The 15,418-nt window shown below is 26.8% G+C and carries 14 protein-coding genes; 11 read left to right on the forward strand and 3 right to left on the reverse strand.

Annotation, left to right across the window (positions count from 1 at the left end; genetic code table 11):
- Nucleotides 1-119 precede the first annotated feature (119 nt).
- Nucleotides 120-971 carry a sulfurtransferase gene (locus tag IC174_RS05615; RefSeq protein ID WP_227482342.1) on the reverse strand — a complete coding sequence of 284 codons (852 nt, stop codon included), beginning with the start codon at nucleotides 969-971 and terminating at the stop codon, nucleotides 120-122.
- A gap of 628 nt (nucleotides 972-1,599) precedes the next feature.
- Here IC174_RS05615 and IC174_RS05620 point away from each other — a divergent pair.
- The 10 genes from IC174_RS05620 to IC174_RS05665 all read left to right on the forward strand — a co-directional run bounded on the left by IC174_RS05620 (nucleotide 1,600) and on the right by IC174_RS05665 (nucleotide 13,305).
- Complete coding sequence (locus tag IC174_RS05620) at nucleotides 1,600-2,493, forward strand: sulfide/dihydroorotate dehydrogenase-like FAD/NAD-binding protein (RefSeq protein WP_227482343.1); 894 nt, start codon at nucleotides 1,600-1,602, stop codon at nucleotides 2,491-2,493.
- Entirely contained in the window at nucleotides 2,493-3,887 is a 1,395-nt protein-coding gene (gene gltA / locus IC174_RS05625; protein ID WP_227482344.1) for an NADPH-dependent glutamate synthase, read from the forward strand. The genes IC174_RS05620 and gltA overlap by 1 nt, the downstream gene beginning before the upstream one ends.
- A 170-nt stretch (nucleotides 3,888-4,057) precedes the next feature.
- The gene (locus IC174_RS05630) at nucleotides 4,058-4,390 is read left to right on the forward strand and encodes a hypothetical protein (RefSeq protein ID WP_227482345.1); all 333 of its coding nucleotides are present in this window, start codon (nucleotides 4,058-4,060) and stop codon (nucleotides 4,388-4,390) included.
- Nucleotides 4,391-4,411: 21 nt separating this feature from the next.
- Nucleotides 4,412-6,622: an EAL domain-containing protein gene (locus tag IC174_RS05635; RefSeq protein WP_227482346.1), complete on the forward strand. Its 2,211-nt coding sequence runs from the start codon at nucleotides 4,412-4,414 to the stop codon at nucleotides 6,620-6,622.
- Between the two features lie 155 nt (nucleotides 6,623-6,777).
- Nucleotides 6,778-7,524 (forward strand): ABC transporter ATP-binding protein, encoded by a 747-nt coding sequence (locus tag IC174_RS05640; protein ID WP_227482347.1) that lies wholly within the window; start codon nucleotides 6,778-6,780, stop codon nucleotides 7,522-7,524.
- Nucleotides 7,524-9,398, forward strand: a complete 1,875-nt coding sequence (locus IC174_RS05645; protein ID WP_227482348.1) for an ABC transporter permease — start codon at nucleotides 7,524-7,526, stop codon at nucleotides 9,396-9,398. Before IC174_RS05640 ends, IC174_RS05645 begins: the two co-directional genes overlap by 1 nt.
- A 122-nt stretch (nucleotides 9,399-9,520) precedes the next feature.
- Nucleotides 9,521-10,894, forward strand: a complete 1,374-nt coding sequence (locus IC174_RS05650) for an MATE family efflux transporter (RefSeq protein ID WP_227482349.1) — start codon at nucleotides 9,521-9,523, stop codon at nucleotides 10,892-10,894.
- A gap of 107 nt (nucleotides 10,895-11,001) precedes the next feature.
- Nucleotides 11,002-12,042, forward strand: a complete 1,041-nt coding sequence (locus IC174_RS05655) for a Fic family protein (protein WP_227432928.1) — start codon at nucleotides 11,002-11,004, stop codon at nucleotides 12,040-12,042.
- A gap of 319 nt (nucleotides 12,043-12,361) precedes the next feature.
- The gene (locus tag IC174_RS05660; protein ID WP_227432929.1) at nucleotides 12,362-13,015 is read left to right on the forward strand and encodes an FMN-dependent NADH-azoreductase; all 654 of its coding nucleotides are present in this window, start codon (nucleotides 12,362-12,364) and stop codon (nucleotides 13,013-13,015) included.
- 80 nt (nucleotides 13,016-13,095) lie between these two features.
- Entirely contained in the window at nucleotides 13,096-13,305 is a 210-nt protein-coding gene (locus IC174_RS05665) for a hypothetical protein (protein WP_227432931.1), read from the forward strand.
- A 139-nt stretch (nucleotides 13,306-13,444) separates the two neighbouring features.
- On the opposite strand, the gene IC174_RS05670 is transcribed toward IC174_RS05665, so the two are convergent.
- Entirely contained in the window at nucleotides 13,445-14,011 is a 567-nt protein-coding gene (locus IC174_RS05670; RefSeq protein WP_413927178.1) for a DUF1836 domain-containing protein, read from the reverse strand.
- Between the two features lie 159 nt (nucleotides 14,012-14,170).
- Here IC174_RS05670 and trhA point away from each other — a divergent pair, with 159 nt between their 5' ends.
- Nucleotides 14,171-14,824, forward strand: a complete 654-nt coding sequence (trhA, locus tag IC174_RS05675; RefSeq protein ID WP_227482350.1) for a PAQR family membrane homeostasis protein TrhA — start codon at nucleotides 14,171-14,173, stop codon at nucleotides 14,822-14,824.
- A 158-nt stretch (nucleotides 14,825-14,982) separates the two neighbouring features.
- Here trhA and IC174_RS05680 read toward each other — a convergent pair whose 3' ends face one another.
- Nucleotides 14,983-15,159, reverse strand: coding sequence for a hypothetical protein (locus IC174_RS05680; protein WP_003420092.1), 177 nt, complete (start codon nucleotides 15,157-15,159; stop codon nucleotides 14,983-14,985).
- Between the last annotated feature and the right edge of the window lie 259 nt (nucleotides 15,160-15,418).

Below are 15,418 nucleotides of genomic sequence, written 5' to 3' on the forward strand. Positions count from 1 at the left end.
ATTTAATGACTAAAGGAATCTATATGAAATGATGATAATAAAAGGCGAAAGTCTACAATGACTAACGCCTTTATAAAAAACTAAGATATATAATATGCTAGTTTTATTGATTATTAACTTTATTCTTGTCCAGTTTTAACTTCGTTGTCATCATAGCTAATCCAGTCACTAAAGCTACCAACATAAATCTTATGGGGCATATTAAGTTCTCTAAGTGCAAGGCTGTTAACACAAGCAGATATTCCTGAACCACAAGACAAAATTACTTCTTCATAATTGTTTAAATCCTTAAAGAAGTCTTTTAAAAATTCAGTATCTTTAAGTGAGCCATTTTCAAAATCACCTTTTATTAAATCCTTGCAAAAGTAATTTTTTGCACTAGGTATATGGCCAGCTTTTGAATATGCAGGTTCAACTAAACCTTGGTATCTTTCATTAGCACGACAATCTATAATCACAGTATTTTTGTCATATAATTTAGACTTAACATATTCCATTGGAACAACTAAACTGTCATTTACATTAGGCTTAATTTTTTTGTCTGTACAGTTTGGAATATTTATTTTTTCTTCTAATTCTCCACCTTCTTTTACAAAAGCTGTTATTCCACCATCTAATACATAGACATTTTCAAGACCTAAGTGTTTTAATTGGAAGAATAGTCTACAAGCACCATTTAAATCTCCATCATCATAAGCTACAATTGTAGTGTAATTATCAACACCCATTTTTTCTAACTTTTCTTTTAATATAAAAGGGTCTTGTAAAGGATTTTTACCGCCATGTTCTTTTGTAGGAGATGATAAATCCTTGTCTATATCCAAGATAAAGCTACCTTTTATATGTCCTTTTTTATAAGAATCAATACCATAAGTTCTATTGATAAGGTCAAATCTACAATCTATAACAACTAGATTATCATTATGTTCTAATTTAGATATAAGTTCTTTTGCAGAAATAATATTTTTCAAAAAACAAACCTCCTATTTTTAATTATTTTTATGTGTATTCATAATAATTATTAACTTTATAAATTAATATTATTATAAATTATTACATAAGTAAATAAATCTTTAGAAAATATAAAAATTTTATATAAAAATTCAAATAATTAATGAATATTAAAAATTTTAGATATATAATAAAATAAGAGTATATTTTAGTTTATATAAAAGCTGGTATTGCAATAGATTAAAGCCTTATACATGTTTAGTTTTTAAAGAAATCTGAGTTATTATGAAAACCTAGGTTAATTTATTAAACAAATAATTGAATAAAAAAAATTTATTATGTATTTATAAAATTTTTGTTACAAATTTGGCATAATATAGTATACTTTAAGTGTGTATTAGGTTAAATCTATAACAAATTATACGTATAATATGGGTTTTAATATTTGTTGGAATTTAAACGTAATTTGTTAATATCAACTATTTGTAATTTGGGCAGTTATAATTATTTTACAGGGGGGATGTCCAATACAAAACATTTAATCGAGAACTAATATTGTATTATAATTAGAGTTATAGTTTTGTGTGTTTATGTTTTAATTAAATTTAAAGTGGGAAAAATATATTTGTTAGAATGGAGAATAGCGAGATGAGTAATAAAATAGTTAGTAAGAGACAATTAACAGATAGTATTTATTTGATGGAAATAGAGGCTCCTAGAGTTGCAAAATCTTCTCAGCCTGGTCAATTTATAATAATTAAAAATGATGAAAAGGGAGAAAGAATTCCTCTTACAATAGCTGATTATGATAGAGAAAAAGGAACAGTAACTATCGTATTCCAAACAGTTGGTGCTTCAACTAAGAAATTAGCAATGTTTGAAGAAAACGATTTTGTAATGGACTTTGTAGGGCCATTAGGACAAGCAAGTGAATTCATACATGAAGATATAGAAGAATTAAAAAATAAAAAAATCCTATTTGTAGCTGGTGGAGTAGGTTCTGCTCCAGTGTATCCACAAGTTAAATGGTTTAAAGAGAATGGATTAGATGTAGATGTAATAATTGGTGCAAGAACTAAAGAATTAATCATATTAGAAGATGATATGAGAAAAGTAGCTAAAAATGTATACATATCAACAGATGATGGTACATATGGATTTGATGGAAGAGTTACAGATTTATTAAAAGATTTGGTTGATAATCAAGGCAAAAAATATGACCAAGCAATAGTAATTGGACCAATGATAATGATGAAATTTATGTGTCAATTGACTAAAGAATTAAACATACCTACTATAGTAAGTTTAAATACAATAATGATTGATGGAACAGGTATGTGTGGTGGTTGTAGAGTTAGTGTTGGAAATGAGACTAAGTTTGCATGTGTAGATGGTCCTGAATTTGATGGACATTTAGTTGATTTTGACCAAGCTATGAGAAGACAATCTATGTACAAAACTCAAGAAGGAAGAGCTATGTTAAAACTTGAAGAAGGCGATAGTCATCATCATAGTAATTGTGGATGTGGAGGTAACAAATAATGGATGCTAAAAAAGTAAAAGTACCAGTTAGAGAACAAGAACCTGCTGTAAGAGCAGCAAACTTTGATGAAGTATGTTTAGGATACAATAGAGAAGAAGCTATGGCGGAAGCTAATAGATGTCTAGGATGTAAAAAACCAAAATGTGTAGGTGGATGTCCAGTAGGAATTGATATCCCAGGATTTATAACAAAAATTAAAGAAGATGATATAGAAGGTGCTGCTAAAGTAATAGCCAAGAGTAGTTCACTACCTGCTGTTTGTGGTAGAGTATGTCCACAAGAAAGTCAATGTGAAGGTGTATGTATACTTGGAATAAAATCAGATGCAGTATCAATAGGAAAATTGGAAAGATTTGTAGCAGATTGGTCAAAAGAAAATGATATAAACTTATCTGATACAGAACCTAAGAAAAATCAAAAAGTAGCTGTAATAGGAAGTGGACCAGCAGGTCTTGCTTGTGCTGGTGACTTAGCTAAAAAAGGCTATGATGTAACAATATTTGAAGCAATGCATGAACCAGGTGGAGTTTTAACTTATGGAATACCTGAATTTAGACTTCCAAAACAAGCTGTTGTTCAACCTGAAATAGATAATATAAGAAAATTAGGTGTAAAAATAGAAACTAATGTAATTGTTGGTAAAACAATAACAGTAGATGAACTTATAGAAGATGAAGGATTTGAAGCTATATTCATAGGTTCAGGAGCTGGTCTTCCTATGTTTATGAATATACCAGGAGAAAATGCTAATGGAGTATTTTCTGCAAATGAGTTTTTAACTAGAGTAAACTTAATGAAAGCTTATAGAGATGATTATGATACACCTATTAGTTCTGGTAAAAAAGTTGCTGTAGTTGGTGGTGGAAATGTTGCTATGGATGCTGCTAGAACTGCATTAAGATTAGGTTCAGAATCATATATAGTTTATAGAAGAAGTGAAAAAGAGCTTCCAGCGAGAGCTGAAGAAGTACATCATGCAAAAGAAGAAGGAATTATATTTAATACATTGACAAATCCTAAAGAAATTTTAGTAGATGAAAATGGATATGTTAAAGGTATGGTTTGTATAAGAATGGAATTAGGAGAACCAGATGATTCTGGAAGAAGAAGACCTATAGAAATAGAAGGTTCTGAATTTGTACTTGATGTAGATACAGTTATAATGTCACTTGGAACAAGTCCAAATCCATTAATATCTTCTACAACAAAGAGCCTTGATATAAATAAGAGAAGATGCTTAATAACAGATGAAAATGGTCAAACTTCTAAAGAAGGTGTATTTGCAGGTGGAGACGCTGTTACTGGAGCAGCAACAGTAATATCTGCAATGGGTGCTGGTAAAACTGCAGCAGCTTCAATAGATGAATATTTAAAAGCAAAAGTTAATGCTTAATTTGTAAATTAAATATACCAAGTTAGAATAATCTCTAGCTTGGTATATTTTTTTGAAAAATTATATAATAAAGTCATAGTTACTATTGTAATATTTACTATTAAGCAACATAATTTTGTTTAATTATGGTAAAATAATATCGAATAAAGATTTTATAAGGGGGAAATAATGTGTGGTTGGCAGAATCAGAGTTATCAAACTTGACATTAGAACTTATACCTAAAAAGAATATTTTTGGTATAACGGTTACATATATTAGTGCAACAGATATTGAAAATGTAAGCATTTTAGATAAAGCAAGTATAAATTACTTAAAAAATAATATACCATCATTAGAATATAGGCCTTTCCTATATAAAATTGAAAAATTAAATGTGCCAGTTTTAAATTATGAATCTCGTATAAAGGATTCATATAAATTTAAAGAAAGAATACTTTTGGATTATTCACATAGAGTAATGTCACAAGTTATTAAAGAGCCGATTGAGTATGTATTACAATAGTATAATTAATGGTGTTTAAATATGAGAAAAAGAGAAAAAATATTTGATGGATTAGTTTTTAGGTATATATTAATTTTATGGATGTTATTAATTTTAATTGATTTTACAAGTACAATTATATATGCAAGTAATTCTATGGAGGTTGCTTCTAAAAATATGATTGAAGCCTCAAAAAGAGAATTAGAAAATTATTTAAGTGTCAATGCATCCTTATTAAAAGCTCTTAGTCAAGACGATAGATTTTCTGATGCCAGAACTTCTCTAATTGAAAAAGGTAAGTTATTAAGACCTTATCAAAAACAATATAACCTTTTTATGCTTGGAATAACTGATGCACAAGGGAATACTTCAAGTACATATAAAGAAAGGGTTGGGACAATAAAAGACCGAACTCATTTTCAGAAGGTATTAGAAACAAAGAAAATGGTGATTTCTGACATTACAGTTAGTAAGGTTACAGGAGATAAAGTATTTATTATATGTGTACCTATTATAAAAAATAATGAAGTAACTGGAACTATTTTTGCTTCCTTTTATTTTCAAGATGTAAATAAGATAGTAAGTAGAAGTAATTCTGATGATTCTATTAAGTTTTTAATGGTAGATAAAAATTATGCCATTATTTCTCATCAAAATAAAGACTATGTCCACAATAAGACGGACATGTTTAGTATAGAAGGAAATATTATAGGGTCCAGTAAAAATGAAATTTTAAAAAATATAGATGAGAAACGTCAAGGTGGTTTTTTATCATGGGATAATTGGAAGTTATATAGTGCAAGATATACGAGTATCGAAGGAACTGATTGGACGTTAATATCAAGTTGTGATGTCTTTAAGAACTTTAAAAGCTTGATAATTGATTTTATAATCAAGTTATTTTTCTATATATTAATATTTTTGATATTGTGGAAATTAAGTAATGTTACACTAATAGAACAACTGAAAAAATTAGCTTATTATGATTCCTTAAGTGGAATAAAGAACAAAGAAAAGTTTAAAAAAGATTCTATATATATTTTACATAATTATTATAAGGATGATTTTTACTTAGTTCAATTGGATGTCAATAAATTTAAATACATAAATGAGATGTTTGGTTATACTGAAGGAAATAAGATATTAATACATATTGCAAATGTGTTAAAACACAATACAAACAAATATGAACTTTGTGCCAGAATGGATAATGACCACTTTATATTATTGCTTTCTTGTAATACTGATACTGACCTTTTAAATAGACTAGCTAAAATAAATAATGAAATATGCAATTTAAGTACTAGTAATTCTTCACAATATAAAATTGTTATGTCAAGTGGCATATATAAGATAAATAGAAGTGATGATATACAAAAAATTGACTTGTTAATTGATAGAGCGAATATTGCTGCAAAAACAAAAAAAGATAAGTATGAGCATTCATATTCATTTTTCAATGAAGATACAAGAAATCGATTATATAGAGAAAAGAAATTGGAGGATAATATGAATAAAGCTTTGGAAAAAGGCGAGTTTGTAGTATATTACCAACCAAAATATAGTTTAAATGATGGAAATGAAATTGAAGGAGCAGAAGCTCTAATAAGATGGAACAATCCAGATATAGGATTTATTTCACCCGTAGATTTTGTACCTTTATTTGAAAGAAATGGTTTCATTGTAAATATTGATATGTTTGTATTTGAAGAAGTATGTAAGACCTTGAGAAAGTGGCTAAACAAAGGTTATAACCCTGTGCCAATCTCAGTGAATATATCTCGAGTTCATTTACATAGAGATAATTTTATAGAGAATATTACTGAATTGATAAATAAGTATAATATATCTCCTAAGTTTATAGAACTTGAATTAACAGAAAGTGTTGTATTTGATAATTTAAATATATTGATTGATATAATTAAGAGGCTTAAAAAGATAGGATTTCTTATATCAATGGATGATTTTGGCTCAGGATATTCATCCTTGAATCTATTAAAGGACCTTCCTTTTGATATTTTAAAATTAGATAGAGGATTTCTAATTGAAACAACAGATACAAAACGTGGAAAAATTATTATCTCTAAGATAGTAGAAATGTCAAAAGCGATTAATATTAAAGTTATATGTGAAGGTGTAGAAACCAATGAACAAGTAGAGTTTTTAAAAGAAATAGGATGCGATAAGGTTCAAGGTTATTTATTTGCTAAACCGATGGTACTTAGTGAATTTGAAAAGCTTCTAAAATTTTAGTTGAATTAATTATTAATACTAATTAATTTGTTGATACCCTAACAATTAACTTACAAATATGTAAGTTAATTGTTAGGGTATTTTTATGGTTAAAATGGGATATTCAAGATAATATATTACTGTAGTGAAAATAAAAAAGTAATGGAGAATATAAAATGAACATATTAAGTATTAAAAATATATCAAAAACATATTATGGAAAAGTTCCATATAAAGCATTAGATAGTATTAATTTAAGTATAGAAAAGGGCGAATTTGTAGCTGTTATGGGTCCATCTGGAAGTGGCAAATCTACTCTCTTAAATATAATATCTACAATTGATAAGCAGAGTGAAGGCCAAGTTATATTAAATGGACAGGATACAAGTAAATTAGAAGGAGAAAAATTAGCTGAATTTAGAAGAAAACAACTTGGTTTTGTATTTCAGAATTTTAATTTGATTGATACTTTGACAGTTGGTGAAAATATAATGTTGCCACTTACACTAGATGGTAGAAATGTTAAAAAAATGAACAGGGAAACTAAAAATATATCTGAATTTTTAGGTATTGATAAAATTTTAGATAGAAGAACTTATGAGATTTCAGGAGGACAAGCTCAAAGATGTGCAATTGCTAGAGCAATTATAAATAAGCCATCATTACTTCTTGCAGATGAACCAACAGGGAATCTTGATTCGAAATCCACTGATGATGTTTTAGAGTTATTTGCTAAGATAAACAAAGAACAAAGTGTAACTACACTTATGGTAACTCATGAAGCATATAGTGCAAGCCATTCAGATAGAGTTGTTTTTATAAAGGATGGATGCATATATACAGAGATAAAGAAATCAGGCACGAATAGTTCTTTTTACAATAAAATACTATCTGTCTTGTCTCAAATAGGAGGTGTAAGGTAGTGACTTTTGGAAGATTTGCTTATAATAATATAATTAGAAATTTTAGAGCATATTTAGCGTATTTTTTAAGCTCAATTTTCTCTATAATGATATTTTTTGTATTTGCAGTATCTATGTTTCATCCAATTATAACGGATTCTGGAATCCAAAGTGGTTCTACTGCATTTATGGCTCTTATGATTTCAGAATTAATAATATTAGGATTTAGTCTGCTTTTTATATTATATTCCTTAGGAAATTTCTTAAAATCTAGATTAAGAGATTTTGGAGTTATGATAATAATTGGAATGAGTAATAAACAATTGAAAAGATTGATATTGATTGAAAATTTAATAATAGGATTATTAGCAATAATGTTAGGAATACTTTTAGGGCTATCTATTTCTAAGTTATTTTTATTGTATTTAGGTAAAATATTTTATATGAACTTGACAGAAAGTTACTTTCCAATAAAAGCGATACTAATGACAATTATATCTTTTATGTTATTATTTTTGATAACAGGACCACTTAGCTTAAAATTGTTAAACAAAAATAATATTTTTGAACTTTTAGTAGGCACAAAGAAACCTAAAAAGGATATAAAACCTTCAAAATTATTTGGAATACTTGGTATATCATGTCTTATGACAGGATATGCTATGATACTATTTGGTAATAAGTTAAATATAAATGGTGATATGTACATGATAGCGCTGTTGATTACTCTAGGAATGTTTTTATTTTTTTCTCAGTTTACCATTTTAATATTAAAGCATATGAAAAATAGAGAGAAGTTTTATAAAAACAAAATAAATATGTTGCTTATAGGTAATTTAGTATATAAGATGAAAGATAATTCTCGATTATTGTTTTTAATGACAATACTTTTATCTGGTACTTTAGTAGCATTTACAACAACTTTAACGCTTGTAACTTCACAAGGTAAATCCTCTAAAAATAATTTTCCAATGGTTTACTCATATTTCTCAGAAGACAATAATAACAAAAAATATGAAGACTTAGAAGAAATTAGAAACACAATAAAAGAATATGATTATAAGGAATTAAGTTTTCCTATGCTTGAATATAATAATGAAGTATTATTAAGTATGAGTAACTATAATAAATTATCAAAACAATTGGGATTAGATAAAATTAATCTAAAGATAGATGAGGGCATTATAGTTCCTAGATATAATTCTAAAGAGCATATAAATTCTTTAAAAGAAATTAAAGCTTATAAGATAAAAAATGTAAACATAAAGATAAAAGAATCAACAGATAGGATAATTTTTCCTACAGGTATGTTTAGTAAAATTATAGTTATACATGATAATTTATATAATAATATACAAAGTAAGTTTTCAAAAATAAACTTTCATGGATTTGATTATGAAAACTGGCAAAATAGTGCTGATATAACTGAAGCATTAAAAGAAAAACATTTTAATCTAGATAGAAATGATATGAAGTCATATTTTTTAACCTTACCAGATATGTATTTAGCTGAGTTACAACAAAGTAAAATTCTTCAATTTATGGGTATTTTCATAGGTGTTATTCTGTTTATGGCAGTTCTTAGTTTTTTGTATTTTAGACTATACACAGATGAACCTTTTGATAAGGTTAAGTACAACAATCTATCAAAAATAGGTCTATCTTTTAAAAATATGAATAAGATTGTTAGTATAGAGATAGGTATACTATTTTTTGTACCTTTTATCATAGCTATTGTAAATAGCATATTTTCTTTACTCTTTTTAAATAGTGTACTAAACAATAGTTTTAACTTAAAAAATTGGGGTATATTATTAGTGCTCTCATGTATATATTCACTTTATTTTCATTTACTAAAGAAATTTTATATTAGAAAAGTTTGGTTTTTTGATTAAAGTGGTATATAATATATATTATAGAAAATTAATATTTAAAAAGTAGTTAATATTAAGGGAGGGCATATGCACCTCCCTTGTAATATGTGGAAAATTAAATATTAGAAGAAGGAGGAGACTTGATGGATAATCAACAATTATTAGGAACGGAACGAATCAGTAAATTACTACTGAAATACTCTATACCGGCAATAATAGGTATGCTGGTAAATAGTCTATATAATGTGGTAGACAGAATTTTTATTGGGAACATACCAGGGGTTGGACCACTTGCAATAACAGGTCTTGGTGTTACGATGCCAATAATGACAATAATACTTGCATTTGGTATGTTGATAGGAATAGGAACAACGACAACTATATCGATAAAACTTGGGCAAGGTAAAGTAGAAGATGCAAGGAAACTTATAGGAAATGCAATGACATTAGCTGTAGTTACAGGAATTATAATAATGGTACTTGGGATATTATTTGCAAATAAAATACTTACATTATTTGGAGCAAGTGAAAATACATTAATATATGCAAAGACATATATAAATATCATCTTATTAGGAACAATAGTAAATCTTCTATCCTTTTCTTTAAATCACTCAATAAGAGCTGACGGTAGCCCTAAGATTTCAGCAGGAATAATGATAATAGGATGCCTAACTAATATAGTTTTAGATTGGATGTTAATATTTGGATTCAATATGGGAATACAAGGAGCTGCAATTGCTACAGTAACTTCTCAAGCTCTTACAGCTATTTTAACTATAGGCTACTATATAAGTGGAAAATCAAATTTAAAATTCAGTAAATCTCATTTAAAATTAGATAAAAGATTAGTAGGTGCAGTATTTGCAATAGGAATGTCACCATTTGCTATGCAACTTGCAGCAAGCTTAGTTCAAGTAATATCAAATATTGCACTTAAAACTCATGGTGGAGATTTAGCTATAGGAGCTATGGCTACAATTTCTTCTATAGCAATGGTATTTTTAATGCCTATCTTTGGAATAAATCAGGGAGCGCAACCCATTATAGGTTTTAACTATGGGGCTGAAAAATACGATAGAGTTAAAAAAGCATACTTAGGTTCATTAGTAGTAGCTACTATAATTTTATGCATGGGTATGGTAGTAATTATGCTTTTCCCAGAGGCAATTATAGGGATATTTAATAAAGACCCTGAGCTTATGAGTATATCTGTAGATGGTTTAAAAATATACCTACTTATGTTACCAATTGTAGGTTTATCAATTACAGGAACAAACTTTATACAATCTATAGGTAAAGCAAAAATGGCAATGTTATTAAGTCTTCTAAGACAGGTAATTTTATTGATACCAGCAGTAATAATTCTTCCTACATTCTTAGGTTTAAAGGGTGTATGGACAGCTCAACCAGTATCTGACTTTATAGCCACAGTAATTACAGGTGTAGTAGTATTTAGAGAGTTGAAAAGATATACACCTAAAAGTGAACGTTTAAGTGAAATAACAACTGAATAAAAAGTATAATTTCAGATAAATAAGTAAAAAATTGTAAAAAATACAATTATATGATAAAATAAAACCGCTGTCAAAAAGAAGAGAAATTCTAATTATGGAGTGATTTTATGGAATTTACAAAAAAAAGCAAATTAAAAAATATGTATGTAAACATGAATGTAGCTAGAATGTTGTCTAAGATAAATGAGTATAAGGGTAGACAACTGCTTTACAAAAAACAACCAAAAGAAATTTTAGAAAGTCTAGAAAAAAAATCTTTAGTAGATTGTTCAGAATCTACATATATTGGAAATCAAAAAGAAAGTAATACTTTTAATTTAGAAAAATTAATAAGTAATGAAGTCACACCTAAAAGTAGAGAAGAGTTAAGTATTGTTGAATACAGAGATGTAGTAAAAACTATTAACAGTGCTTATGAGAGTATACCAATAAGCTCACAAACAATTCTTGAACTTCATGGATACTTATATAAATTTTCATCTACCAGAGGGGGAAGCTATAAATCAGAAAGTGGATTCTTTGAATATAATTTAAAAAATAGTGACTTCATAAATGTTGATGCAAGTGTTAATAAGGTTGAAAAAGCTGTAGAAGAAATATGTGAAGCTTATAATACATTGATAGATGAGGATGAAATTGATATATTAATATTAATTTCTGCATTTGTGTTAGATTTCATCTTGATACATCCATTTAAAGAAGGTAATATAAAAATGGCAAGAGTACTTATACTATTGCTGTTAAACAAAAATGGATATGAAGTTGGAAGATATATAAGTTTAGGAAAAATATTTGATGACAGTTCATATGAGTACTATAGTAACTTAAACTATTTGAAGTCATCTATAGGGAATGAAAAATCAGATATGAATGCTTGGATTGAATATTTTTTAGAAACTATATTGACTGCATATAAGAAGTTAGATGACAGTTTAAATGTATCTGATAAGAAAAGACAGACAAAAACTAGTAGAATAGAAAAAATAATAAATTCTACTCTTGGATATTTTACAAAAGAAGATATAAAGGACTTGTGTCCTGATATTCCAGAACCTACTATAAATAGAGTTTTTAATAATCTAAGAAAACAAGATAAGATAGAGGTTGTTGCAAGGGGAAGAAGCGCAAAATGGAAGAAGAAGTATTAAAAAATACTTTAATAATTTTAATGGTATAGTGTTAAAGCACTATACCATTTTTTATTGAAATTAGAAACTCTGAGAGGAATTTACATAACTTTATGGAACACTTATCTTATCTAAAATACTATAGGTAATTTCTTGATTAGAATTTTAAAATATTTAAAATTATATTATATAATAAATTATGTTTTATTCCTGTACTCTATCAATTTACTTTTTAAGATTATTTAACAAATATATTTCTATTAACTTTATAATTTAATTACAGAATAGAATGGTTATTTTTGTGAAATAATAATATAAAAATAATCTTAGGAGTGAGCTTATGAAGAAAAAATTATTATATATAAATGTGAATTCAAAACCAGAAGATTTATCTTCAAGTAAAACTGTAGCAAGAAAGTTTATCAATAAATTTATAGAAAAAAATAAGGATTTCGAAGTTGAAGAAATAGATCTTTATAAAGAGCATATACCAAGACTAGAATATCAATACTTCGAAAAGAGAAATAGTATAGTCAGCGAAGAAGCCGCTAAGCAATTAGATGATAAGGATAGAAAAGAACTTGCAAAAATTAGAAGCCTTTGTGATCAATTTGTGAGTGCAAGTGTATATGTAATAGCAGCACCTATGTGGAGTTTATCTTTTCCAGCACCACTTAAAGAATATATAGATTGTATAATTCAAGATGGAAAAACTATATCTTTTGAAGGTGATGATAAACCACAAGGAATACTGAATGATATTGATAGAAGTATGGTATATATACAATCTTCAGGTGGACATATACCATGGGTACTAAAACCAGTTATGAATAAAGGGGTAAATTATGTGGAAAGTATCATGAAATTTATAGGAATCAAAAAATTTGATGAATTATTAGTAGATGGAACTGGAACTAGTGAAGAAGAAAGACAAAGTGCAATAGAAAAAGCATCTGAAAAAATAGAAGGCATAGTAGATTCTATGAAGTTTTAGTTATAATATTTTATTTTATTGAAAATATAAAGGAAAAACCTCTCTTAATGTAGAAACCTATATTGAAGGAGGCGAAAATCATGCGAGAAGAAAAAAGTAATGAGAAGTATGATTGTTATTGGTGTAATCAAGAAAATAATTTCCATGTAGAGATAAAAGACAATGTAGTGATGATAGATGATGGCACTGGTATACTTAAACAAGCCGTTTTCATAGGGTATAAACAAATTCAAGTTAATTTGAATTGTTCACATTGTCAAAACTTAAATAGAATAAAATTAAATTTGTAAACTTTAGATATGGAGATTCTTGAAAGAGTTAAAAATAGAAAGTATTAATATTTAGACTGAAAATTATATTGTATACAATAATGATTAATTTAAGCTGTATTGTATTTTAATATTTATTTTCAGTCTTACTTTATTAAAATTATTTTTTGGGAGTATCTTGGAAAAAAGTATCTACTATTTTTTCTGAAATACTTTTTAATTGGTCAGCCATTGAAGTTAGGCTTAGTAAGGCTATCAATAAATCACCTTTATTTTCTGGATTAATACTGATATTTTCAAAATTAGACTCTATAAAGTTTGGCATATTATTTCTTTGCCTTTCTTTTATTGATATAAACTTTTCATAACATGCCACTAAATCTTCTCCGTTGAAATCATCTTTTTCGTATACACCATTTAAGATTCTTTTAATCTCTTGTATTGTAAGTGTATTTTTCATAGAATAAATGATTATCATTTGTAAGATTTGTTCTTTGGTATATTTTTTTCCCTTAATTGGTTTGATTAATCCTTCTTTACTATAATTATTTATCATTGTTTTAGTGAGAATTTTATCATCCTCAAATCTTTTATTGGCAGAAAGTTTACTGTCAATTAGAGAAATAATCTGATCCATATATAGGTCAATAGATGGAATATCATTTGAAGTTATATCTGTATTATTTAGCGTTTCCAGTATTATGGTATTTAATTCATTGTTCATCATATGTTACCTCCATAATATTTATAATACACTAATTTAGAAAATAAAACAATATTAATGGTTGCAAAAGATATATAAAGTGGTATAATTAAATTTATAATATAGTATTAAAAACTATATATAAAATGTAATTTTTAAAATACATAATTGTAGGAGGATGAAATGTATCAATTTTTTTTAAAGGGTAGAGACCCAATAAGTAGTTTAACTCATTTTATAGGGGCTTGTTTATCTCTTATAGCTACTATAATTTTAATTTTTCAATCTATATCTTTACAACAAACTTCTTTTTTGATGATAGTGTCTGTGTCTGTATTTGGATTATCATTAATTGCTCTTTATAGTGCAAGCTCATATTATCATTTTTTAAAAGGTACACCAGAACAAGAATTATTTTTCAGAAAAGTAGACCACGCAATGATTTATGTATTGATTGCTGGTTCATATACACCAATATGCTTATATTTTATGCAAAAAGAAGAGGGAATAATATTTACTACAGCAATATGGATAGTTGCATTTATTGGTATAGTAATAAAAATATTTTGGATGGATGCACCTAGATGGTTGTCTACAAGTCTATATTTACTTATGGGGTGGGCAATTGTCTTTGATATAAATGCATTTAATTCAATTCCTAAGGATTGTCTTAACTTATTAATAATGGAAGGTGTATCTTACTCTATAGGTGCAGTTATTTACATTATTAAGAAGCCAAACATAAGTCCTGAATTTGGATTTCATGAGATATTTCATATTTTTATTATGTTAGGTTCTTTATTCCACTTTTTAGCTGTTTTATTGTATGTTTTATAGTTTAAGAATCCAGTTAATTGATACTAAAATTTCTGCAATGAAGAAAATAAAAAGAACTGTCTTATATAGAATCTATCTTCTACTATAAGACAGTTCCTTATTATAAATACAATTATATTTATAATAACCTGTTTATAAAAATAGCATATTCAAAATGTCTATTCCATAATTCCTTTAATGTATTTCTCATTTACGACATATAGTTTGAATTTATGTACTATAATTATATCCTCTAAATTCTCTGACACACTAACAATTCTAACACATTTATTTCTAATTTCTACAGGCAAATCTAAATCATTTGTTAAATTTACATAGTCATCATATTTATACATAAAATCATCCCTTTACATTAAGATATACTTATTATACTATATTTTAATAAGTTTTTTAAAATTATTACAATTTTTCCCGAAATTTCATTTTTTATACACAAAACTTCCAAATTAAGTAAAGATTAAATATCTAACTGTACAAATAAAAAATCATATAAAATATTTTATTTAAATTTTTAAATAACTATTGCCAATTTTTGAAAAGTATATTATTATTAATAGTAATAAAAAAACTGTAAATTTAGAATATTAATAAAAA

Source organism: Clostridioides sp. ES-S-0001-03 (assembly GCF_020676075.1).
Taxonomy (GTDB): domain Bacteria; phylum Bacillota; class Clostridia; order Peptostreptococcales; family Peptostreptococcaceae; genus Clostridioides.

Excerpts from the sequence above, each read along its gene's own strand:
- IC174_RS05620 (WP_227482343.1), top strand. The coding sequence starts at position 1,600 with ATGAGTAATAAAATAGTTAGTAAGAGACAATTAACAGATAGTATTTAT.
- gltA (WP_227482344.1), top strand. The coding sequence starts at position 2,493 with ATGGATGCTAAAAAAGTAAAAGTACCAGTTAGAGAACAAGAACCTGCT.
- IC174_RS05635 (WP_227482346.1), top strand. The coding sequence starts at position 4,412 with ATGAGAAAAAGAGAAAAAATATTTGATGGATTAGTTTTTAGGTATATA.
- IC174_RS05640 (WP_227482347.1), top strand. The coding sequence starts at position 6,778 with ATGAACATATTAAGTATTAAAAATATATCAAAAACATATTATGGAAAA.
- IC174_RS05650 (WP_227482349.1), top strand. The coding sequence starts at position 9,521 with ATGGATAATCAACAATTATTAGGAACGGAACGAATCAGTAAATTACTA.
- IC174_RS05655 (WP_227432928.1), top strand. The coding sequence starts at position 11,002 with ATGGAATTTACAAAAAAAAGCAAATTAAAAAATATGTATGTAAACATG.
- IC174_RS05660 (WP_227432929.1), top strand. The coding sequence starts at position 12,362 with ATGAAGAAAAAATTATTATATATAAATGTGAATTCAAAACCAGAAGAT.
- IC174_RS05665 (WP_227432931.1), top strand. The coding sequence starts at position 13,096 with ATGCGAGAAGAAAAAAGTAATGAGAAGTATGATTGTTATTGGTGTAAT.
- IC174_RS05670 (WP_413927178.1), bottom strand. The coding sequence starts at position 14,011 with ATGATGAACAATGAATTAAATACCATAATACTGGAAACGCTAAATAAT.
- trhA (WP_227482350.1), top strand. The coding sequence starts at position 14,171 with ATGTATCAATTTTTTTTAAAGGGTAGAGACCCAATAAGTAGTTTAACT.
- IC174_RS05680 (WP_003420092.1), bottom strand. The coding sequence starts at position 15,159 with ATGTATAAATATGATGACTATGTAAATTTAACAAATGATTTAGATTTG.